Annotated in this window: 17 protein-coding genes; 10 read left to right on the top strand and 7 right to left on the bottom strand. The window is 57.7% G+C overall.

All coding sequences use genetic code 11. The annotated features are described in order from the left end of the window. Window positions 1-36: 36 nt before the first annotated feature. From RCCS2_RS16665 to RCCS2_RS16655, 3 genes are read right to left on the bottom strand one after another with little or no spacing between them, the layout of a single operon-like run. Window positions 37-741 carry a hypothetical protein gene (locus tag RCCS2_RS16665; protein WP_037294440.1) on the bottom strand — a complete coding sequence of 235 codons (705 nt, stop codon included), beginning with the start codon at window positions 739-741 and terminating at the stop codon, window positions 37-39. A 1-nt stretch (window position 742) separates the two neighbouring features. Continuing rightward, window positions 743-5,002, bottom strand: coding sequence for a translocation/assembly module TamB domain-containing protein (locus tag RCCS2_RS16660; protein ID WP_232204296.1), 4,260 nt, complete (start codon window positions 5,000-5,002; stop codon window positions 743-745). Continuing rightward, complete coding sequence (locus RCCS2_RS16655) at window positions 4,999-6,768, bottom strand: autotransporter assembly complex protein TamA (RefSeq protein ID WP_008236429.1); 1,770 nt, start codon at window positions 6,766-6,768, stop codon at window positions 4,999-5,001. The genes RCCS2_RS16660 and RCCS2_RS16655 overlap by 4 nt, the downstream gene beginning before the upstream one ends. Before the next feature lie 152 nt (window positions 6,769-6,920). Between RCCS2_RS16655 and RCCS2_RS16650 the strand changes: the two genes are divergently transcribed. After that, entirely contained in the window at window positions 6,921-8,570 is a 1,650-nt protein-coding gene (locus RCCS2_RS16650) for a hypothetical protein (protein WP_037294439.1), read from the top strand. Continuing rightward, entirely contained in the window at window positions 8,570-9,088 is a 519-nt protein-coding gene (locus RCCS2_RS16645) for a DUF3726 domain-containing protein (RefSeq protein WP_008236423.1), read from the top strand. The genes RCCS2_RS16650 and RCCS2_RS16645 overlap by 1 nt, the downstream gene beginning before the upstream one ends. On the opposite strand, the gene truA is transcribed toward RCCS2_RS16645, so the two are convergent. After that, window positions 9,085-9,852 (bottom strand): tRNA pseudouridine(38-40) synthase TruA, encoded by a 768-nt coding sequence (gene truA, locus RCCS2_RS16640; RefSeq protein WP_008236421.1) that lies wholly within the window; start codon window positions 9,850-9,852, stop codon window positions 9,085-9,087. The genes RCCS2_RS16645 and truA overlap by 4 nt on opposite strands. A gap of 71 nt (window positions 9,853-9,923) precedes the next feature. On the opposite strand from truA, the gene RCCS2_RS16635 reads away from it, so the two are divergent. Together RCCS2_RS16635 and RCCS2_RS16630 are read left to right on the top strand one after the other, a co-directional pair. Beyond that, complete coding sequence (locus tag RCCS2_RS16635; protein ID WP_008236419.1) at window positions 9,924-11,360, top strand: YcjX family protein; 1,437 nt, start codon at window positions 9,924-9,926, stop codon at window positions 11,358-11,360. Then, window positions 11,357-12,346 carry a YcjF family protein gene (locus RCCS2_RS16630; protein WP_008236418.1) on the top strand — a complete coding sequence of 330 codons (990 nt, stop codon included), beginning with the start codon at window positions 11,357-11,359 and terminating at the stop codon, window positions 12,344-12,346. Before RCCS2_RS16635 ends, RCCS2_RS16630 begins: the two co-directional genes overlap by 4 nt. Here the strand turns inward: RCCS2_RS16630 and RCCS2_RS16625 are convergent. The 3 genes from RCCS2_RS16625 to RCCS2_RS18025 all read right to left on the bottom strand — a co-directional run bounded on the left by RCCS2_RS16625 (window position 12,343) and on the right by RCCS2_RS18025 (window position 14,968). Further along, window positions 12,343-13,695: a sensor histidine kinase gene (locus RCCS2_RS16625; RefSeq protein ID WP_008236415.1), complete on the bottom strand. Its 1,353-nt coding sequence runs from the start codon at window positions 13,693-13,695 to the stop codon at window positions 12,343-12,345. The genes RCCS2_RS16630 and RCCS2_RS16625 overlap by 4 nt on opposite strands. Continuing rightward, complete coding sequence (locus RCCS2_RS16620; protein ID WP_008236413.1) at window positions 13,692-14,354, bottom strand: response regulator transcription factor; 663 nt, start codon at window positions 14,352-14,354, stop codon at window positions 13,692-13,694. The genes RCCS2_RS16625 and RCCS2_RS16620 overlap by 4 nt, the downstream gene beginning before the upstream one ends. A 149-nt stretch (window positions 14,355-14,503) precedes the next feature. Beyond that, window positions 14,504-14,968 carry a thioesterase family protein gene (locus RCCS2_RS18025; RefSeq protein ID WP_198007061.1) on the bottom strand — a complete coding sequence of 155 codons (465 nt, stop codon included), beginning with the start codon at window positions 14,966-14,968 and terminating at the stop codon, window positions 14,504-14,506. Between the two features lie 134 nt (window positions 14,969-15,102). Here RCCS2_RS18025 and RCCS2_RS16610 point away from each other — a divergent pair, with 134 nt between their 5' ends. The 6 genes from RCCS2_RS16610 to RCCS2_RS16585 all read left to right on the top strand — a co-directional run bounded on the left by RCCS2_RS16610 (window position 15,103) and on the right by RCCS2_RS16585 (window position 23,488). Then, a complete protein-coding gene (locus RCCS2_RS16610) occupies window positions 15,103-15,570 on the top strand; it encodes a MarR family winged helix-turn-helix transcriptional regulator (protein WP_008236408.1) in 468 nt (155 codons plus the stop codon). A 68-nt stretch (window positions 15,571-15,638) separates the two neighbouring features. Further along, window positions 15,639-17,282: an AMP-binding protein gene (locus RCCS2_RS16605; protein WP_008236406.1), complete on the top strand. Its 1,644-nt coding sequence runs from the start codon at window positions 15,639-15,641 to the stop codon at window positions 17,280-17,282. Further along, a complete protein-coding gene (locus RCCS2_RS16600) occupies window positions 17,272-18,045 on the top strand; it encodes a crotonase/enoyl-CoA hydratase family protein (protein WP_008236404.1) in 774 nt (257 codons plus the stop codon). Before RCCS2_RS16605 ends, RCCS2_RS16600 begins: the two co-directional genes overlap by 11 nt. 2 nt (window positions 18,046-18,047) lie before the next feature. Next, window positions 18,048-19,688 (top strand): FAD-binding dehydrogenase, encoded by a 1,641-nt coding sequence (locus tag RCCS2_RS16595; RefSeq protein ID WP_008236402.1) that lies wholly within the window; start codon window positions 18,048-18,050, stop codon window positions 19,686-19,688. 129 nt (window positions 19,689-19,817) lie between these two features. Beyond that, entirely contained in the window at window positions 19,818-22,811 is a 2,994-nt protein-coding gene (locus RCCS2_RS16590) for an ATP-binding protein (protein ID WP_198007060.1), read from the top strand. Further along, complete coding sequence (locus tag RCCS2_RS16585) at window positions 22,808-23,488, top strand: Crp/Fnr family transcriptional regulator (RefSeq protein ID WP_008236397.1); 681 nt, start codon at window positions 22,808-22,810, stop codon at window positions 23,486-23,488. The genes RCCS2_RS16590 and RCCS2_RS16585 overlap by 4 nt, the downstream gene beginning before the upstream one ends. Window positions 23,489-23,641: the final 153 nt, after the last annotated feature.

The following is a 23,641-nucleotide window of genomic DNA, read 5'->3' as shown; positions in this document are numbered from 1 at the left end:
CAATCGAACGCCGCAACGTCCCGCCTTGTCGCCACGTCAATGCGGGGGTTCTGGTCGGCGTCCCGTAAAGGCCCGGTTCCAGACCGTCAAAGGGCCCACTGGTTCCCAACCTGTCTTCAAAGCCTCGGTCAGCGCACTGCCGCGTTCATAGCCGACAACGGGCCGACCTTGCCCAAATCCGGCACAAAGTGCCGTCGCGGATGCCCGCGCATTCGTGCCAAAGCTGTTTGAAAGCCCCACACAGTCATCCGACAGATTGGCGATGACCCCGGCATCGAACCGGTCACCGTGCTGGCGCCCCCAAATGCGCACATCCGCGCGTGACAAAATCGCGTCTGGAAATTGCCGTTGATCAGTGGGCGCGTTGTCGCCCCATCCCTGTTCCCAGCGCGCAAGCGCGGCGGGGGTATCGACCTGCACCCAATCGCTGACATCCACCGTAAAATCAGGTGCGTGCCAAAGCCACGTCGCGTTGAACATCTGCTTTAATCCGATGGCGGTCAGATCGTGTTGCCCGGACCCATCCTTCACCGCGAATCCCGGTTGCCCCAACAGTGGCTCAATCATCGCCCTGATCGGCGCATCAGGTACTGTTGTCGCCCATCCATGATAGGGTGGTGGCGGATCAATTGCGCGAAACCCATGCCTGTCGCGGATATAGCGCGACCCGCGCACGTCCCACATCATCGCGTACCAATCCGCGTTGTTTTGGGCCGCCAGCATCGCACGGCCTGCGGTCACGCTAGTAATCCCGCTCAAAAAACAGACCGATCCCTGTTTCACCGTCCTGATCGACGCTGCCTTTGGCCGTGATCTCATTGGTGATATCAAGGTTCAGGTTGATCTCAGTCTCGCCCTCGCTGGTCACGGTCACGTCGGTATAGACGTTTTCCGACAGATAGGCCCCGGCACGCACCGCGGCGTTCCCTTCGTCGTCCGTGGTCACGTCAAAATCATCCAGACCGATGCTTTCGCGGAAATCGTTCAACGCCCCGCCACCGCGACCCGCCAACGTACTGATTGCCGATGCCAGCTGGACGGCCTGCAAGGGACTGATGCTATCCAGATCGCGCCCAAAGATCAGTTGCGACAGCACCTCGTCCTGTGGCAACTCGGGAATAGAGGCGAACGTGACCTCCGGTTCCCCGGCGGGACCTTCGACAATGATGCTGATCACGGTGCCTGTGTCAGTTTCCGTGGTGGCTACCAGACGGATGTACGGATCAAAGTCGCCTTGAAGCGTTGCAGTCCCCTCATCCAGCTCGAACCGCTGTTGCAGGATATCAATCCGGCCCCGGATCAGTTCAAACCGACCAACGGGGATCACATTGTTGGATGTGCCACCAATGGTCAAACGCCCGCCCAGTTCTGCGTCCAGACCGCGCCCGCGAATAAAAATCCGCGAGGGTGCGTTGATGACAATGTCCAAAGGAAAGGCGCGTCGGTTTCCGCCACTACCGTCGCCATCACCGCCATTGCTTTCCAAAAGTCCGGCACGCGCCAATGTCCGCCGCACCGCTGCCGTTTCACCCACATGGGTGACATCAGGCAGATCGCCCAGCGAACTGATCGAGGACGACGGCACCTGAATGTCCGTTTGCCCCAATTCCAGCCGGCCCGAAATGCGTGCGCCCCCTTGTAAAGGTCCATCAAGGTTGATCGTACCTGCAATGCGCGACGAATACAGTTCCGGATCCTGCAAAACCACGTCATTCAAGGTGACGTCGATATCAGCCTCGTTTGCCCCCGTCAAGGCAACGGGCCCGTTAATGCTAATGCTGCCGCCGCTTTCCACGCGTGTATTCAGGCCGATCTGCGCGTTTCCGTTCGTCAGGCGAACCTGACCGCCGATATCGGTCAAAGCTTCACCAAGGTTAGGGGCTGCCAAACGCCCGTTTGTAAAGGTCACTTCACCGCTAAGCGACGACAGTGCAGGCGGGCCGTTCACGTTCAGATCAAAATTCGCCAAGCCGCTTAGGCGGCGCGGATCAAGTGCTGCGTTCGCCAGCGCCAAAGGCGCGCTGCCATCCACATCAATGGCAAGGTTGCCGTCCTGGCCAACTTCGCCCACGACATTCGCCGCCAAACCGCCGGGGCCTGTGCCCGTCGCATCAATCCCCCAGTTCCCGTCTTCATCCAGCGACGCCGCACCGCGCGCGCGGACAGGCCCGCTAATCTGATCGGTCAGCACACCCACATCGCGCAAACTGGCGTTGAACCGGCCTTGGCCAAAGCCTGACGCGCCGTTCAATGCACCAACGATCGACACCTCGCGGGTTGACACTTCCAGCGTGCGCACCGCCAGAACCTCATCCGCAAATCCAATTGTCGCATTGACCCTGCCGGTTCCCGCCAAAAGCGGATCAACCGTCGGGTTACCGATACGCAGGTCTTCGCTGCGCAGGTTCACTTGGCTGTCAAAGCGGGTCAGATCAGGCAGCACACTTCCCGACGCGGTCAGATCAATGCGACCAGCGATAGGTTGCCCGACCAGCGGCGCAAACGTCGCAAGGCTTTCTACCTGCGCGGTCAATTCACCGGTAATTTCGCGATCATTCGCGGGTGACGCGACCACTGCATCAAGTGCCACATCAGTACCCGGCCCCAGAATACGCAAATCTACGTCGGTTGCGTCGGTGTCTGCCGGAACTGCTTGTAGGTTAAGTGTAATTGGCCCGCTCAGGCTGGCATCCAGCAGGGCGGCATCATCGATGCGAAACAACAGGTCAGCGGTATTGGACCCGTCCAAGGATACATCCGCATCACCGCGCAAGACCATCGCGGGGGTTTGCACCAGTAAATCCGCAACCCGGAAGCGCGTGTCGCCCGTGCGCGCAACTGCGGTTGTAAAGGACCCTTCCCCGTTCAGCAGCGGATCAATCCGCGCTTCGCCGGTGACCAAATCCTGCGTTGTGCCGCTCATGTTAAGGTCAAACCGCTGCCCATCGCCAAGAAGGACGCCATTGCCAGTCACGCTTACAGCGCCCGACAGGGGCCGACCGGCCAAAGCAGCATAGCGGCTTAGGTCACGCACATCTGCGGACAGCGCCGCATTCACCGTCTGCCCCTCTTCGGCGGGTGTCACCTCTCCGCTGGTTTCAAAGGTTACTGCGGGGCCAGTCCCATCCAGTGCAAATGCTATCACGCCATCTGCACGCTGGACGACTTCTCCCGCAACGGCGGCGGGGCCTGACACATCCGGCAGAACCAGTGCAACATCCCGCAAGCTGGCGTTCAGACGTGCCACCGCACCTTCGCTTGTCAAATCCGCATTGGCGCGCAGGTTGGCTGCATCCGTCTGCACACGCAGGTTTTCCAAACGTGTGCCATCGGCGTCGCGCACGGCTGTTGCAGCAACGGTGCCGCGCCCGGCAAGAACGCGATCTGCCTCAACGATACCAACGGACAGATCGTCAGTCTGGCCAGACAGCACAATGTTGAACAGACCATCAAGTGGCGTGATATCGGCCTGAACAGCAACCTCTGCCCCACCGCCAATATCCTGACCGATCAAAGTCGCGAAACGCGACAACCCGGCAATTTCAGCATTTAGGTTTGCATTTGTACGGAAACCCGCATCGGGGCCATCGATCGTGGCTTGCGCCTGTGCGTCAAGCCCAGCGCCGCTTAAGGTGAAACGCGAGATTTCGGTTGGTTCACCTTCAGCGCGACTGGCGCTGAAAACGCCCCCGATTTCATCGCCAAACGCCTCTGACGCGCCCGCCTCGGCCAATTGCAGGCCGGACGCGCCATATTCCAGATCTGCGGTCACCAATCCTTCCAGCGCACCTTCGCCGGATCGCAAAACACCACCCCCGGCAAGACGCAATTCGTTGATCGCCAATCCGGGGCGATCAAAACCTTCGATCGTGATATCAGCGCGCCAGTCTTCGGACAGCGCCGCGTCATAATTGATGGCCAAATCCATCCCGTCCACAAAGGTTCTGGGCCCGGTCAGCGGCAGCAGCACCGGTTCATTGCCCAGCGGCGTAATACCCCCAGTCAGATCAATCAGTTCAGGCCATCCCTGTCGGCCGATCTCAATCGCACCATTCAGCGATACGCGCCCTGCATCCAATGCAAGCTGGCGAACATCAATGCGCCCGTCAGCGGCCTGTAAGACATCGGCACGAAGGCTGGCATCATTGCCAAAGAACCCTTGATATTCAGGGGCGAACAAGGGTGAAATATCGCCGCCTACATCAAGTGTGATTTGCCGCGTACCATCTTCACTGGTCAGGCCGAACGTACCAGACAACCTGTCCTCGCCATCGGTCGCAATGGCCAAAGTCGCCTCGTAATCATCAAGGGGGGCATTACCCGCAACCTCAAGCCGGACAGAGGGGCGCCCGGGCAGATCAAGAACACGCGCGGCGATACCGTCTGGGCCTTCTTGCAGGTTGAGCAGCAGATCAAGCGTGCTGGTTTCATTCACAAAACTGCCGTTGATTTCAAACAGCCCGGTTTTATCGCCCAAGCGTTCCGCAACAATATTCGCCGTTCCTTCACCGTCACCCAACTGCGCATTGCCGCTCAGTGAGACCGCGATCGGTTCGCCCAGAAACGGCTCACCCAATTCCACCCGGCCAATCCGCAATTCGTCCAGCGATACGCTGACAGGCAATTCCGGCAGAGAAAACGGCTGCGCCTCGGGCGATGGGCCTGTATCTTCGGAAACGGGTGGCCGCGAAATGACGATGCGCGCGGCACTTAATTCTTGGACGTCAATTGCTCCACGTAAAAGCGCGCTTCGGTTCCAATCCAGCACGATATCTTCCACCGTCAGCCAAACACCGTCTGCATCGGCAATCGTCAGTACATCTATCGTCGCCTCAGAGCTGAGCGCCCCATCAAACCCCTGGATCGTCACCTCGCGGCTGACACCGGACAGATTGTCTTCGATCAGTTCGGTCAGATACCCTTTGTCTTCGTCTTCTTGCGTCTGGGCAGCCCCGGCAACCGGGGTCAGACACAGCGCACCTATGATCAATAACCGCTTCAAAACGCCTGCCCGATCCCAATATAGACCTGCAAGTCTTGGCCTGCATCATCACCACTGGCCTGCGTGCCAAGATCAAGGCGGATGGGCCCGATCCCTGTGTTATAGCGCAGGCCGATACCGGCACCGGCATGCCATTCCGCATCTTCGCCGGGGATCGATGTCGTACCCACCTGACCAAAGTCATAAAAGCCCACCAAAGCGATATCATCGGTAAACGAATAGCGGGCCTCCAATTGCGCACCTAGAAACGATGTACCACCCGTTGTCACGGTTTCTGTTCCCTCAAATGTGTCTACACCCAGCGACTGATAAGGCTGGCCGCGCACAGTGCCGCCGCCGCCAGAGTAGAACAGAAAATCAGCGGGCGCTTCGGCCACATCGGCCCCAAGCAGGCTGCCCACCTGAACGCGTCCGGCCAAGGTCAGCGCCTCTTTTTCGCCAAGGGTCAAATACCCTCGGACGTCGCCAAACAGGCGTGATCCGCCGATGTCACCATCAATGCTGATGAACGGTGTCGCATCAAGATCAATGTAATATCCGTCGCTGGCATTTGCCGGTTCATCGCGCCGGTCCAGTGTCGCGTCCAAAGGCAATGTCAGCAGCGTATATTCGCGTGTTTCCAGTGCCGTTTCTTCCCGCGCGCGCAAAATGCCGACACCAGCACGCACGGTCAAATCATCGCTGAGGATCCGTGAAAAACCGGTTTCGACTGAAATCTTATCAAGCAGAAACTCAGGCTCATCTTCGCGGGAAATTTCACCGCTCAGGAAATATTCGGTATCGGGGCCAAAGGTTGCAGGACGGGTAAATGTGGCACCCAACCGATAATCAATACCGCCTGTTTCACCGCTGATCCCTGACACTTCGCCATCCACACGGAACCGCTCAGCACCACCTAAAAAGTTCCGGTGCAACCAAAAGGTAGACACAGTCAAACCCTCGATTGAATATAGCTCCAGCCCAAATCCAAAGCGGCGCGGCTTGGCCTCTGACAGTTGCGCGTTGATCGGCAAGGTATCGTTTGGTCCAATCTCTTTGCTTTCGGTCAATGCGACACTTGCAAAGGTGCCGGTGCGCCGCAGACGGCGTTCAGCGGCTGCAATTTCAGATGGGGCAAACACGGTGCCTGTGGGCAATCCGGCGATCTGCCGGATACGGTCATCGCTGACGTTTTCATTGCCCGACACATTAAGCGCGCCAAACCGCAGGCGCGGGCCGGTATCCAGAACAATTGCGACATCAAGCTTGGCATCGGCATGCCGTGCAACAACCGACTGGTCAGTGACACGCGCCTTGGCATACCCTAGATCGCGCCATGTGCGGATACTGCCCGATACCGCCGATTGAATCCGCGCTGAACGCGCGGTGTTGCGCGGCCCCAGATCTTCGGCGACGATTGTCTGTGGCGGCAAAGGCGAAATCTGAACATTGCCAAAGGTAAAACGCGGCCCCGGATCAACGTCTATCCTGACCTCTTCAATCGCACGCGGGGCGGCCAGTGGGGCGATATTCGCAGCCTCAATCCCATCTACCGTGATCGAAATTTGGCCCGCATAATACCCTTGCGCATAAAGCACCGTCAGCAGGCGGCGATAATCCGCGCGCGCCGCCGCGATATAGTCCTGTGGGGCAGCTTCGTCATCAATATTGGTTAGCAAAGAGGCTTCTTTCAAAGCGCCCCGCGCTGCATCAGCGTTCAGTCGCACCTCTTGCGCCGCGCCCGGTGTGGCGCTGATCAGCAAGGCGGCGCATATACGTTTAAACATTTTTTGCGACGCCTCCTACACCGTTTAACGCATCCAGATACCAGTGGTTCCCAGCCGGTTTATCCAAGCCATCCCCAATTTGCCAATCACTTCGTCCGGATGCGTCGTTTTTGTACTATGTCACAACCGCGCAAGCGTTTAGATTACGTTTCATGAAAGACATAGCGCCCCCACTACAAATGCCACTGCGCCTGCCTTCAACTGTCATGCGGTTACGGCGGATGGGCGCCGCATTCCCGACCCGGCTGTCATTCCTGCGCACATTGATGCGCGCACTGGCTGCCGATGATGTGAACGTGACCCGATCAGTCTGGAACATGGATGCGGCTGGCTTTGGCCATGCTGTCTATACGTTGCGCTTTGATGGATATGATTATGCACTGGTCGCTGTGTCCACTGATCTGCCACCGGAAATGCGCACCGACCGGGTTATCGCAACGGCGTGGGATACCGCTTACGTACTTTACGACGGCATCCCCGACAAGGCAGAGGTTGACCGCATCGTCGCCACCGCCCCCAAGCAAGAGGCCGCCCGCTTTACCGCGCGCGATCTGGTGCTTAGCCGTGCGAACAAATCTGTCCGGCTGTTTGATCATGTGACCGAAGCGTTGAAGGCAGGCCGTCAGCCTGACCCGCAGAAAATACGCGACACCGGCTATCTGATGCGCACCACTGCGGTCTATGGCAACGGCAAATTCGGCATCGCGGATCGCGGCCATATTGCCGACCGTCCCGGCATGGGCGGGCCATTCATGGCCGAGATGCTGACCGTCTGGCTGATCCGTGGCTTTACCCATGATCTGGCAGAACACGTCGGCGGCGGGACACTGTCGCGCGAGGCTAAGCGGCACCTTGGGATCGGCAATTCCACCGGGTTGGGCATGGCGCCTTTCTTGGTCAATCATCCGCTGTTGCTGGATGCATGGATGTCGGTGCGCGAAACCGCCATCGCGCGGGTGCGCGCGATTGAAAGGCTGGATGAAGACCAGATCGGACGCATATACGAACTGGTCATTCGTGCCGCACAGTATTTGGCCGAATGGAATGTGCCCGATCAGATCGCCGCTGACCGCATTGAAACAATGCGACGTGAATGGCCCGTATTTGCGGCGACCCTGACGCCCGAAGTGTTGTCGGCAGAACAGCCCATCCATCAGATCATCACCCAAAGCGCGCAGTGGTCTGTCGACACACAAGAACTGATCGCGGCCCTGATGCTGGAACCCTTTGGAGAGCTGATCGACGGGCTGACCGACTGTATGGCGACGCCTTTTGTGCCAGAGTTGGACCCGACCATGCCCTGCGCTGATCTGAAGGTGTTGATCGACACCGATTGGAATTGGGCCTGTGATGTGGATTACGACGCGCCAGCGGAATGCGCGCAGTTTTGGTACGTCTCTGAAGACAAGCTCGAACCACGTTTGGGGCAGCGGCACAACGAACCGGGGGCGGAATTGGAAACCCCGCTTGATATTGGGCGGCAGGTCAAGGCGTTGGCGTCTGATCTGACGGGCGACGCAACACCCGTTGGCCAATTTCTGGCGCAACATCCCCAACATCGCGCCGCCACGCGCCGCGTGCAATCGCTGGCGCGGCATCCTTACGGTGAAATCCGCGACAATCTGATTGGCGAAAAATGCCTGCCGATCGACATCCTGCGCTGCAAACTGGCGTTCTTTGGCGCTGGCAAATTTGACCCCAAGTCAGACCGCTGGACCCGCATCACCCTTGCGCAAGGTGCACCGCTGTTTGATGAGTTGGACAACGCTGACGACTGGTGGTTGCCGGTTGCAAGTATCTGATGTGGGCACTGAACGAAGTTGAAGGGCTGGTCAAAAAGGCCGCACGCGGTGCGGGCTTTCCCGTTGGACAGGCCGAAGACCTTGGTCGCGTTGCCGCTTTCCTTGCGGGGACGGGCGGCAGTATCGCGCCGGTGACCGCAGCGCTGCAAGAACCGATCAGCGGCGTCGACGTCAGATGGGACAATGATCAGGTGACGGTCGTGCAAGGCCCCGCAGCTTTGATCGGTCCGATTATTCGCGATGCCTTTGCCATGGGATGCAAGACCGCTGTTCTGGCCAAACTGGCCCATACCCCTTTGGTTGGCGCGTTTTTGGCCCAATCCGGCGTGGCCCAGAAATGGGACGGCAAAACCGTTATGCCCAGCGACACGACGGTCCTGACACCGACCTGCAAAGCCGTCGCGATCCCTGACGCCGATTGGCAGATTTGGTTGGATTTAGCTGCAAAAACCTATGTGCCGGAAACCGCAGCGTCGCGTTTGGCGGGGGCCGGTGCTGGCCTGACCGACAACGACTAGGCAAACGGATTTTCGGGGTATTTTACAGCCGCCAGATACAATCCTTGCGGTGGGCATACCGGCCCACAGGCGCTGCGATCCTTTGCAGCAAGCGCCTTGCCTACATCATCGGGTGTCCAGGCCTCTGCACCCACCCGTTCCAACGTGCCGACAAAGCTGCGCACCTGATTATGCAGGAACGACCGCGCGCGGACATGGAAACGGTATTCGGTGCCATTGGCATGCGGCAACGCTTCAACCCGTAACGCATCCAGTGTTTTTACAGGGCTTTTGGCCTGACAGATCGACGATCGGAAGGTCGTAAAGTCATGTTGCCCCAGTAATTGATCGGCACCTGCCTGCATGGCATCGGCATCCAGCGGGTGCTTCACCCGCCACATCTGCCCGGCATCTGACGTCAGCGGCGCGCGCCGTGACATCAGGCGAAACAGGTACTGCCGTTCGACCGCATCGAACCGCGCGTGCCAGTCGTCCGCGACTTGCGCACAGTTCACAATCGCCACCGGCGCGGGCTTAAGATGGAAATTCAACGCCTCGGATAACCGAAACGGGTCCCAGTCGCGTTCCATATCGCAATGGGCCACTTGGCCTGTCGCATGCACGCCCGCATCGGTGCGCCCGGCGGCGGCAATCGTGTGGTCGCGCGGTTCCAGCTTGGCCAATGCCGCTTCAATCGCGCCTTGCACCGACGGCTGATCATTCTGCCGCTGCCACCCGGCAAAGGGCGCGCCGTGGTATTCAACAAGAAGGGCATAACGTGGCATCCGCCCCGATTAGGGGGAGCATCGCGCAAAATCAATCCCTACACATCGCGGACTTGCGCCCCTATCTTGCGATGGAAGCAGTGAAAGGGCCCGTCTTGGTCATCTCTACCATCGCAGATCAAATCGCACGCACTGTTGAAGGCATGAGCGATACATTAAGCGCGCCTTTCACCGATCCTGTGATTCGGCTGGGTGTCACCGGGCTGTCGCGCGCAGGCAAGACGGTGTTCATTACCTCTTTGGTTGCGAACCTGATGGACCGTGGGCGGATGCCGCAATTAGAGGCCGCCGCAACCGGTGCGATCCGCACCGCATACCTGCAACCGCAACCCGACGACACCGTGCCGCGCTTTAACTTTGAGGCATATCTGTCGCAACTGACCGCCCCCGAACCCAGTTGGCCAAACGGCACACGCCAGATCAGCGAATTGCGCCTGTCGATGCGCGTACAGCCCAGCGGGTTGCTGGCCGGTATCTCTGGCCCGCGCACTGTGCATATCGACATTGTGGATTATCCGGGCGAATGGTTGCTGGACCTTGGGTTGCTTGATCAGACGTATGCGGAATGGTCCGAGGCGGCTTTGGCCCGCGCCAAAGGACGGCCCGGCGGTGATGATTATGTGGCACTTGTGGCAGGCGTTGATCCGACCGTACCGTTGGACGAACCCGAAGCGCTTGTTCTGGCCGAACGCTTTACCGCGCATCTGCAAGAGGCACGCGAAGCGGGGTTTTCTGACTGTTCACCGGGGCGGTTCCTGTTGCCGGGCGATCTGGCAGGATCACCGGTTCTGACCTTTGCGCCCCTACCGACCACCCGCTATCCGCGCGGATCATTGGGGCGCGAATTTGAACGCCGCTTTGAAAGCTATAAACGCAATATCGTGCGGCCCTTCTTTCGCGATCATTTCGCCAAGATTGACCGCCAGATTGTGCTGGTCGACGTGCTGGGTGCCATTCATGCGGGGCCTGTCGCGCTGGATGATCTGCGCAGTGCGATGGCACGTATCCTTGGGGCCTTTCGCCCCGGTCGCAACGCCTTTCTGACCCGTATCTTCCAAGGGCGACAGGTCGAGAAAATCCTGTTTGCTGCGACCAAGGCCGATCACCTGCATCACAGTCAGCACCCGCAATTGACCGCGATTACCGAGGCATTGTTGCGCGAAGCCAAGGACCGCGCCGATTTTGCCGGGGCACAGACCGCGGCAATGTCCGTGGCGGCCCTGCGCACCACGGTTGAAGAAACTGTGGATCACAAGGACGGCTCGCTTGATGTGGTGCGTGGCCGATTGCTGGACACCAATAAACAAGCCGCGTTCTATCCCGGCAAACTGCCTGACGATCCCGCACATCTGCTGACACCGGCGCGTGAAGGATCTGACACATGGCTGGACGCGGATTATAGCATCATGAACTTCGCCCCTGCCCCCATCACGCGGCGACCGGGTGACGGCCCGCCCCATATCCGGTTGGATAAAGCAGCACAGTTTTTATTCGGAGATCGGCTATGACCCGCGGCCCCGTATTGATTGACCTTGACGGCGCTGAGGCAGCCCAACCTGACGCAGCCCCCGCTGTTCAAGATGATGCGGGCGCGCCCCAAGGCGTGGCAATGCAACAGGTTGCAGCGCTTGCCGCGCGCCGTCCGTCACGGCTGGCACGCTGGTTTTGGTCACTGACGGTTATGTTGGTGGGATTTGTCGCCTCGCTTGCGGCATGGGATTATGTGACCGGCCTTTTGACGCGCTCACCTGTTCTGGGCGGTATTGCCACGGCCTTAATCGGACTTTTGGTACTGGTTCTGCTGATCATCGGCCTGCGGGAACTGGCGGCTTTTGGTCGGTTACGCAAGCTGGACAGCATCCAGCACAACGCAAAAGACGCGCTGGTATCACTGGACCTGAAACAGGCGCGCGGCGTTGTGGGTGATCTGGAAGGGCTTTATGGCAACCGCGAGGATACGGCGTGGGGGCGGGCCGAGCTGAAATCGCGGCAAGGTGACGTTCTTGATGCCGACGGGCTTTTGGGGCTGGCAGAGACTGCGTTGCTGACCCCGCTTGATGCACGCGCCCAGCGCGAGGTCGAAGCCGCCGCACGGCAGGTCGCAACCGTCACCGCGATTGTTCCGCTGGCGCTGGCCGACCTTTTTACCGCCCTGACTGCGAACCTGCGCATGATCCGCCGGATTGCCGAAATTTATGGCGGGCGGTCGGGTACCTTGGGCAGTTGGCGGCTGACCCGTTCTGTCCTGACCCATCTGGTCGCCACAGGTGCCGTTGCTGTCGGCGATGATTTGATCGGGTCCGTTGCAGGTGGCGGTGTTTTATCGAAAGTGTCTCGCCGCTTTGGTGAAGGTGTGATCAACGGCGCGCTGACCGCGCGGGTCGGGGTGGCAGCCATTGAAGTCTGCCGTCCGCTGCCGTTTCATGCCACCAAGAAGCCATCGGTCAGTGGCCTTGTTGGCCGCGCGATGAGCGGGCTTTTCAGCCGGGGTTAGTCACTGCGTTTTGCCGATGCAAAAGGCAATCGCATATGGATCGCCAGACCGCCCAGGTCTTCGTCCTGCGACAACAGTATCTTGCCGCCATAAGCGTGGATAAGGTCATGCGCGATAGCCAGCCCAAGGCCCGTGCCCGGTTTGGATGTATCAAGGCGCTGGCCACTTTGGGTGGCCTTTGCGATTTCTTCTTTGGGAATACCCGGCCCATCATCCGTAATGGTGATCATGATTTGACCATCGGCACTTTCACCGGCCTTCAACTGCACCTCTGACGCCGCCCATTTCAACGCATTGTCCAAAAGGTTGCCCATCACCTCTTCAAAATCGCTTTGGTCCATGCGGACACGCAGGCCATTATCATAATCGGCGGTAAAGGTTTTGCCTTCATTGCGGGCAAGCGCGTTAAAGGCGCGCTGCATCCGGCCAAGCGCTGTGTCCAGTTCGGTTGCCACGCCAACCGTCGCGTCGGTGCCATCGGCCCGCATGCGCGCAAAAGATCGTTTGAGCTGCGCATCAAGACGATCTAATGCATCAACGGCTTCTTGCACCTCAGCGCCTTCCATCATCAGGTTGTCCAGCTCATTACGCATGATCGCCGAAGGGGTTTTGATCGCATGCGCAAGGTCGGCGGCCTGTCGGCGTGACCGACGCATGATATCGCGGTTGCGTTCCATCAACGTGTTGATGTCGTTGACCAAGGGGGCAACCTCAATCGGGTAGCTTTCAACCTCAAGCTTGTCGTCCTGCTCCCACCGCCCCGACACCTCGTGCCGCAGCTTGTTCAGCGGCTGCAAAACAACTGCAACTTGGGTCAGCGCACCCAGAACGCCAACAAACGAAACGAACGCAAAAGCAGTCAGCAAGGTGTTGCGCAGCACAACCTGATCTTCCTCAAAACTGCGCAAAGACGAGGCCACCTGAACATGCCAAAGCGACCCGTCGCTGACCGAAACCCACTGCCCAATGGTAAAGACCGTTTCATCATTGGGCCCTGCAACTTCGCGCATCCGACGTTCACCCGAGCGTCCAAAGGGGCTTGGCAACCTCTCTTCCCCTAAAGAAGGTGAGGCGTATATCGCGCCCACATCAGTCTGGACCTGCCAATACTGGCCCGAATTGGGCACCTGATAAACCAGATCACCAATAGCGCGCACCAAATCACTGGTCGAATCGCTGTTGTTGGACACCGCGACAATCGCTTGTGCATGGCGTGTTTCCAGCACCTCGATAAAACGCGCCTGGGTTTGTGAGGTCAGATAGGATGACACCCCTGCCAAACCCAGCACGATGATGGCGACAGCCCACAGGATACCACCCGTCACCGCACGGGCGCGCAAGGATGTCATGTGGTTGCTTTAATCACGTAACCTCTGCCGCGCACGGTTTCGATCAGATCGCTCCCCAGCTTTTTGCGCAGCCGGTTCACAAAAACCGCGATCGTGTTGGAATCGCGATCACCGTCATGCTGATAAATGTGGTCGGATAATTCGGTCCGCGACACCAAGCGGCCAGAGTTATGGAACAGATAAGACAGCACGGCAATTTCCTGCGAGGTCAGGTTCATGGGAACGCCATCGACCATAACCTGATTGGTGCGCGTATCAAAGGTGACATCATCCTTGGAAAAGACAGGTGTCGCCTTGCCCGCCTTACGACGGATCAGGGCGCGCACCCGGGCCGACAGTTCGGCCATATGGAACGGTTTGGTCAGATAATCATCAGCGCCCGCATCCAGACCATCGACCCGGTCGGTCCAGTCATTGCGGGCCGTCAGGATCAGGATTGAAGTATCATTGCCGCCACTGCGCAGGTTCTTCAACACGGTCAGCCCGTCCCGAATGGGCAAACCAAGGTCCAGAATGATCACATCATAGGGTTCAGTTTCACCAAGATACTGTGCTTCGGCCCCATCGACAGCGACGTCAACGGTCAGCCCTTCGGACATCAGTGTTTTCTTCAGTTGGCTGGCGAGCACAGGCTCATCTTCGGCAATCAGGATACGCATGAAAATGCGGTAGCTTGGCGAGGTGGCAAAAGTTTGGCAAATATACGACGGCACACTGTTAAATCCAGCCACCTGAGGACCGCAATGCACGAATTGTTTCCAAAATGGCAACAACGGCAAAACTCTCGTTTCAACGACATGCGGCAAAGTCAGCTCATCAACTTTGCTTCGCTCTCTTTCCAGGCTGTCACTGCATCTGGCAATGTCACCTTCGGCTGTGCAACGCCAAGTGCCTGGAATGACACGTCGTTGGTCACAAGGCCGTCGCGCGAAACAGCAGCACCTTTGGAATACCCCGCGGCGCACAGCGTGCCATCCAGTGTGGTAAACTGAAAAGAAAGGTAATTCCAATGCGCATCACCACCGGTCCAGCAGTAGCGTAATCTGTATTTTTGCCCCAGTTTTAACTGTCGTCTAAAAGTGATGATTGTACCGCCCAGCACCGGTTTCCATTTGTTTCGGATCAGCGCTTTCAGAAAACCGGTGCGTGCGAAAAATTCAACAATCATGAGGTCGGCGACCGTGAGGTAGCGACCATTGTTCATATGAAAATTAACGTCAATATCGTTGGGCCAAACCCGAAATTCACGGGCAAAAGGCTCTGTAATCGACAACTTGGGAATCCACCATGCCCGCAGGAGCGTCCAAATCAACCTCAGGTATAAATTCATACCAACCTCTATATGGTTCATTTTTGAACTATATAGATCAACTTTGAACCATTCAAGACTTTGGTTATAAGACTGATATGACAGTTACACCCACCCTTGCCGATGACGCCACATCCACTGCAACAGACGCGTGGCTGGCTGTTGTGCAGGCCTACAACGAATGCACCATGACATTGGCGCAACGCCTTGCCCCACTGGGTTTGTCGTTACTTGAACATGAAGTTCTGATGAACCTTATGCGATCTGATGACCTGACCCAGCGCCAACTGTCGCAACGGTGTTTTTCAGCCAAAAGCGGGATCAGTATGCTTGTTTCACGCTATGAGGCCGATGGCCTGATCCACCGCCGCCGATCAGCAGTGGATCAAAGGGCGTGGTGCCTTTCGCTGACCCCCAAGGGTCAGGCGATTGCCCACAGGGCGCTTGGCGTCCAAAACGAGGTGGTGAATGCAATGGCTGACGCGTTCTCTGACGCTGAACTATCGCTCGTCAGAACGCGCATGGAGGCAACCGCAAACCGTCTAAAAACCATGCGAGACGATTGAATAGCAGCAGCCCCCTACCATCATGCTGCGATTGACAAGAATTGAACATACGTTCATTTTTTCATGCAATGTTGAAACGATACGCAACTCTTGCGCAAACACGACACCGCTTTGCTTGGGACATTCCCCAAGCGTATAATATCGGTGTCGATATCTGCGATAAACATGCCGATACGGCCCCCGATCACTGCGCCATTGTCGATATTAATGCGCAGGGGCGGGCGACTGAATACAGTTTTGGCCAACTCAAGGATCGCTCCAACCAATTGGCGCATGCGCTGTCGCAGACCTGCGCGCCTAACGACCGGATCGCCGTTCTGTTACCCCAATGCTTTGAAACGGCTGTGGCCCATGTCGCCATCACGAAAATGGGCTGTATTTCACTGCCGTTATTCACGCTTTTCGGGCCAGAGGCCCTGCTGCACAGGCTCAAAGATTCTGGCGCAAGCACAATTATCACCAACGCGGCAAGCGCAGCAGTTCTTGACCCACTTCGCGCGCAACTTCCTGACCTGAAACGCATTATCTGCATTGACGGCACCCCGCCGGGCACAGAGAATTTTCACGCGCTTTGCGATAGCCAATCCACAAAGTTCACCCCTCATCCCACCAAAGCGGATGACCCCGCCATCCTGATCTATACCTCTGGCACAACCGGCGCACCCAAGGGCGCCTTGCACGCGCACCGGGTGCTGTTGGGCCATCTGCCCGGCGTGGAAATGAGCCATGATTTCTTTCCCCAGCCCGGTGACAAAATCTGGACGCCCGCTGACTGGGCTTGGATCGGTGGCCTGCTGGACGTGCTGATGCCCGCACTGCACCACGGCGTGCCTGTGGTGGCCTGCCGGTTCACTAAATTTACTGCAAAAACAGCCTTTGATCTGATCCGTGACCACGACATTCGGAATGCGTTTTTGCCACCAACCGCGCTTAAGCTTATGCGGCTAGATACCCCCGATGCGCCAGTCCCCATGCGGTCGGTCGCCAGCGGCGGTGAGACATTGGGAAAAGAGCTGATCACCTGGGGTCAGCAGGTGTTCGGCACGACAATCAATGAATTCTACGGGCAGACCGAGTGCAATATGATCGTGTCATCCTGTGCCACATTGGAACCGGCAGAGCCCGGTATCATGGGATTTGCCGTGCCCGGCCACAAGGTCGATATCATCAACGAAGACACAGCCACACGCTGCGAGATCGGCCAAGAAGGCAGCATCGCGGTGCGCGCGCCCGATCCGGTGATGTTCCTGAAATACTGGAACAACCCCGATGCAACAGCCGCAAAATTCATCGACGTTGCAGGCGCAAAGTGGCTGCTGACCGGCGATAAAGGCTGCAAGACGACCTCGGGCCGCATCCAGTTCATTGGGCGCGACGATGATATCATCAGTTCCGGCGGTTACCGCATCGGCCCCGCCGAGATTGAGGATTGCCTGCTGACCCACCCTGCTGTGCAATTGGCAGGGGTTGTGGGCAAGCCTGACCCGATCCGCGGGTCTGTCGTGGCCGCCTATATTCAACTGGCCGACGGCTTTGATGGGTCCGACGAACTGGCCGCTGATATCGCGCATCACGTCAAATCCAAACTCGCCGCCTATGAATTTCCCCGTGTTGTGCGATTTATCGACGATATGCCGATGACCACGACCGGCAAGATTATTCGTGCTAACCTGCGGGCACGCGCTGAAAAGGAAGCCGCACATGAGCAATGAAATCGTCCTTGTCCACACCGAAAACGGTGTTGCGACAGTCACCCTGAACCGCCCCGATCAGCGCAACGCGATCAATCCAGAAATGTGTGACGCCATCCGCGCAGCCTTTGATCAGGTCGAGGCGGATCCAGATATACGTGTAGCCATCCTGACCGGCGCTGGCACGCTGTTTTGTGCGGGCATGGACCTGAAGGCGTTTGCCGGTGGTGCTGGCGATACGATCCTGTTCGGCAAATACGGCTTTGGCGGTTTCGTCAAACGGCCCCGCACCAAACCTGTGATTGCCGCAGTCGAAGGTGCCGCACTTGCCGGCGGGTTCGAGATGATGCTGGCGTGTGATATGGTTGTTGCGGGCCGTTCCACACAATTCGCCCTGCCCGAAGTCCGCATTGGCCTGATCCCAGGTGCGGGTGGTGCGGTGCGCCTGCCCGTTTCAGTGCCGCGTGTGCGTGCCAATGAAATCCTGCTGACCGGGACACCTTTCGGCGCACAAGAGGCCGCTGATTGGGGTGTGATCAACCGTGTCACCGCTGATGGCGAAGCTTTGCAAACAGCGCAATCCATCGCCGCTGATATCGCCTCTAACGCCCCGCTTGCCGTGCGGCATACGCTAGCTATCGCCAATCGCGCCCATGCGGACAATGATGCGGCACACTGGCCAGAAAACGACCGGATCATCACAGAGATTGCCCAAACCGCAGATGCTGCCGAAGGCGCGCGCGCCTTTATCGAAAAGCGCAAACCAGTCTGGCAAGGCAAATAGAGATGCAAAGTGATGTCGTGATCATCGGTGCAGGGCTGGCCGGACTGGTTGCTGCGAATGAATTGATTGAACGCGGCAAGACCGTCACGATCCTTGATCAGGAAGGGCGGCAAAACCTTGGCGGGCAGGCGTTCTGGTCGCTGGGCGGTCTTTTGATGATCGACAGCCCCGAACAGCGCCGGATGCGGGTAAAGGACAGCGTGGCACTGGCCACCAATGACTGGATGGGCTCCGCACAGTTTGATCGCCCCGAGGATCACTGGCCGCGCCAATGGGCGCAGGCCTATCTGGACTTTGCCGCAGGTGAAATGCGCTCTTGGCTTTATGACCTCGGCATGCGCTGGTTTCCTGTTGTGGGCTGGGCCGAACGGGGTGGCAGCTTTGCCAACGGGCACGGCAATTCCGTGCCACGGTTTCACATCACATGGGGTACTGGCCCCGGTGTGCTACGGCCCTTCGAGCAGCGCGTGTTGGAGGCTGAAAATCAGGGCAAAATCACCTTTGGCTTTCGCCACCGTGTCACTGGGTTTGACATCACAAATGGCAAAATAGCGGGCATCACCGGTGATATTCTTGCACCGGATGACGCCATACGCGGGGCCGCAACCACCCGCGATGTGATCGACAATTTCGATATTCGCGCGGATCAGGTCATCGTCACATCCGGCGGGATCGGCGGCAACTTTGATCTGGTGCGGCGCAACTGGGATGCGTCCAAGTCAGGGCCATTGCCCGACAAGATGGTGTCCGGCGTGCCAGAGCATGTTGATGGCCTACTACTGGATATCGTCAAGGATGCGGGCGCGGAACTGATCAACACAGACCGCATGTGGCACTACACCGAAGGCGTACAAAACTGGGATCCGATCTGGCCACATCACGGCATTCGTATTTTGCCGGGGCCATCATCAATGTGGTTTGATGCGACGGGCGACAGGCTGCCTGCGCCGTGCATGCCGGGGTTTGATACGATGTCGACCCTGCATGAGATTTGCAGGCGCGGGCATGACCACACGTGGTTCGTGCTGACCCAAAAGATCATCGAGAAAGAATTCGCCCTATCAGGATCAGAGCAGAATTTCGACCTGACGACAGGTGGTTGGAAAGATGTGCTGAAAGCGCGGTTGGGCAAAGGGGCGACCCCCGCAGTCGAAGCTTTCAAGGAAAAGGGCGAAGACTTTGTCGTCGCAAATGATTTCGATACGCTTGTGGCGGGCATGAACCAGCTTGGCGGCAATCTGATCGACCCTGCCAAACTGCGCGCCCAGATCGAAGCGCGTGATGCGCAGATCGACAATCCTTTCACCAAAGACGCGCAAATCACGGCTATTCACACGGCGCGGAACTATCTGGGTGATAAGCTGATCCGCACGGCCAAGCCGCATAAAATCCTTGATCCCGGCAAGGGGCCGTTGATTGCTGTGAAACTGCATGTGGTCACACGCAAAACACTTGGCGGTATCCACACTGATCTTGATGCAAAGGTTTTTGCGCCGGGCGGGCAGACCATTGACGGGCTTTATGCGGCAGGCGAAGCGGCGGGTTTTGGTGGCGGTGGCTATCACGGCAACAACGCGCTTGAGGGGACATTCCTTGGGGGCTGCATCCACTCTGGGCGACGCGCAGGGCGCGCCGCAGGCTGATGTCACTGCCTGTTGTCGGGGGCATCCGGCACCAGCAGTTTTAGCCAAACCGACAAATCACTCGTAATGCGGGCTTGGAAGCTGGCCAAACACGCATATAGTGTATCCGTTACGGGCACAGGTGATTGTATGAGCGACCCAAAATCGGCCAAGCCGACCGCCCCTTCTGGGGAACGCAAACAGATCACGGCCGTATTCATGGATATCGTTGGGTTCAGCACCATCGCCAGCACAACAGACCCCGAAGATTTGCAAGATTGGCTTGAACGGTTTTATGCACAGGCCCGCGATGTTGTTACCGCACATGATGGAAAGGTGACAGAATACCTTGGCGATGGCATCGTTGCCTTGTTTGGTCTGGACCACGCAGATGAACTTGCGGCGTTAAAGGCCGTGCGGGCCGCTATGGCTGCATTGGATCGCATTGACGCCAGCCCTGACAGCGGCATCACATTACAATTGCGAATTGGCGTCGCAACCGGCGAGGCGGCAATACGCGCGGTGGGCGAAGACGGTCAAGGGCCCCGCGCAACAGGCGTTGTCACAACTCTGGCGCACCGCATTCAGGAACGGGCGGCCCCCGGCACTGTCATGATCGCGCAAAGCACGCAGGATCTGTTGCGCGATCGGATCACCACGCAAGATTTCACCAATGAAAACCTGCGCGGCTTTGCGGAAACCCAGACATTGTTTCGCCCTCTAACGGTGCAGACGGCCATACCGCCTGCCAAAAGTACCTTTGTCGGACGGGCGGGCGTATTGCAGCGTATCCGCGACACCGATGGCCCCCCGCTGTTGATCGGTCCGGCAGGGATCGGAAAGACCGCAGTTGTAAAGCAATTGACGGCCCAGGCGATGACCGCAACATATCTTGCCGCAGATGGTGTGAATACGCACGCCAGCTATCACCCTTTTATCCATTGGATATTGCGCCAAACCGACCGCACCTTGCCGGATTTTGCCGATGTGTCAGCGCGGTTTTCTGCGCTAAGTGACACTGCCCAACAGGCCCTTGCCTTGATTTTGGGCCTGCCCGAAGGCCAGCGGCTTTTGACCGAACGCAGCAATGTGGCTTTGAAAACCCTGATTGAAGAAAGCCTTTGGCAAGCGCTTCAAGCCGTACAGCCGCATGGGCTGCTGGTTTTTGAAGATTTGCACTGGTTGGACACGGCAAGCCTTGGCGTCCTGACGCATATCATCCAAAGCAAACAGGTCCGCGATTATACGCTTGTGATGACAAGCCGTGAAGACGCGCGGATCGACGCGTTCTTTGGTGGGCTGCCAGTCAATACGATCCGGCTGGGACCATTCAGCAGCAATGAAGCAACGCAACTGTTGAACGCCCTGTCAGCAGGACAGATTGCCCCCCACCAAAGGGCGATGGTCATTGATTATGCGGCGGGTATTCCGCTGTTTATCGAACAGCTTTTTCAACGCGATGAAGCGCAACCAAGACACCGCCGCAATGTTCCGGGATCTTTGAAAGACCTGCTGACCGAACAAATTGATAACACCGGCGCTGCAAAACCCGTGTTGCAATGTGCTGCCGTGATCGGGCAGCGCTTTGACACCGATATGCTGCGCGCTATCGCCGCTGATCATGGCCCGTTGGACCCGCACCTGCGCATGGCGCAAAAACAGGGTGTGTTGCGTCAGATTGATGATGATACATGGGGCTTTGCGCACGCGCTTTTGCTGCGCGCCGCCTATGACAGCATGCTGCGGCCCATGCGTGTGGATTATCATGCGCAGATTGCGGCCCACTTGCAGAACAATCATGCTGATGCCGTCAAACGTAACCCTGCGCTTTTGACGGAACATCTGCGTCTGTCGCAACAGTATGTTCCAGCGATCCAGAACTATCTGTCCGTCAGCCAATGGGCGATGTTCCAAGGTGCCTTTGACGATGCCGAAGCGCATGTACTGGCCGCGATTACGCTGTGCGAAGAGGCCCCTGATAACGTTGATGTCAACGCGCTTGAGGTCGCATGTTATACGGGCCTTGGGTCTATTCGCATGCAAACCCAAGGTTTTACAGCCACGCCCGTGAAAGACGCCTTTGATAAGGTCGTGCAGCGCGCCAAAGGGCAGAACGCGTATACAGCCGCCAACGGCCCTGCGTTCTATGGCGGCTTTACCCATGCGATCATTTCGGGCGACAAATATGCCGCCGATCAGTTTGCCGGAATGTTGCGTGATACCGCAGCGTCCGACCCGCAGGGTAATCAGACCAAGGAATTGCGGCTGGCATCATTGAACGTCGATACGTCGCTGCACTTTTACACCGGCAGGTTTGATCAGGCCTCTGCTTCTTTTCGGGCGTTGCGCGATGATTATGATATCGCACGGCACGGCACGATGATTTCCAGCTACGGGGCTGATACCTATGCCGCCGCACAGATGTTTGAAAGCGCCACGCGCGCTATATGCGGTGATGCGCATCTTATCCCTGCACTTGTCGCGGAAACAGACGCCCATCAGGATCGGCTGAACATGCCCATCATGCAGTCGTGGGCCCATATCTGGGGGGCGGTGCCGCTTTATTATGCCGGCCAGATTGATGCCGCGATCAGCCGGGTCCGGCGCGGGATCAACATCGCGGATCGTCAGTCTGCCGTATTCTGGCAGGTCACCGGCGCGGCCTGGCTGAATACCATGGATGTTTCTGAAACCTATGACCTGAACGGGCTAGAGACATTCTTTGCGGTGATAAAATCGCATGAAACGATCGGTGCCAATGTGGGGTTACCGTATTTTCGGGCGCATTACGCAGTCGCATTGGCAAAACACGACCGCGTTGATGATGCCTATCAGGCCTCACTCCAAGCGATCCGCGAAAATGAGGCAAGTGGCTTGCATTGCTGGTATCCAGAAGTGTTGCGTCTGCACGCCCGCATCTGCGCACAACGCGGTGGCGCGTTGGGTGCCGCACGGTTCCGCAAGAAGGCAGGACAGATCGCACATGCGCAAAACGCGTTGTTGTGGCTGCTAAGGGTGCGACTGGACCAGCACCAGGCCAAAGAAATCGGGGATGCAGCGCTGCGTGCTGTTCTTAACCGTATTGACCCGGCTGCCAAGACACCCGAGGCTGTATCGGCGCACAAACGGTTGGCCTTTGCATGACCCCTGAAACACTGCTCAGCTATGATTTACCTTTGTTCAGTGGTCTCAAACCTGCCGATTTTGGGGATATTCCGCTGGGCGTGACCGAACAGACACTGAAACCATGGCAGACCATTTTCAATCAGGAAGACAAATCATGTGATCTGTATTTCCTGCTGTCGGGGTCGCTGTTAGCGGTGTTCTGGACGACGCAGGGCCGCGAGATCGTATTTTCACGGTTTCCTGTCGGCGCATATTTTGGCGAACTCGCAGCCTTTGATGGCACACCCCGGTCGCTGGCCGTCGTTGCCAAAAACGATGCCAAGGTGCTGGCGATGCAGCGCGAAAGCTTTTTGCAGCTGTTCAATGAAGTCCCGGTAATCAGGGAACGGATCACCTATAATCTGGTAGACCGCATTCGTACTTTGACGCGCCGCAACATGGAGATGACGACCCTGTCTGTTGAACAGCGGGTGGGGAAATTCCTGCTGCGGCTGGCGGCAGAACACAGCAAACTCACGCATGGCGCCGTGATTGACGACGCCCCGACACATGCGGAAATTGCCGGATCTATCGGGGCCAACAGGGAAATGGTCAGCCGGTCGATCAGCAAACTGGCCAAGCAAGGTGTGATCAAATCAGCACGCCAAAGGATTGAAATTCTTGACCCAGAGGCGTTGTCAAAAGGTCTCGCCTAATTTTAATCCCATTTTCATCATTTTCGCCAAAACTCAGCCATGATCATGAATTAATCATGCGTTAATAAAAGCGAAGGTGAGCAGATTGGCACGTATTTTTCGTACCTTAGGTGGTGAAGTCACGATGATGTTGGCAGGCGGCACAGTTGGATT

The sequence above is a fragment of the Roseobacter sp. CCS2 genome (assembly GCF_000169435.1).
In the GTDB taxonomy this organism is placed as follows: Bacteria; Pseudomonadota; Alphaproteobacteria; order Rhodobacterales; family Rhodobacteraceae; genus Yoonia.
This window is presented reverse-complemented; position numbering and strand designations above follow the sequence as displayed.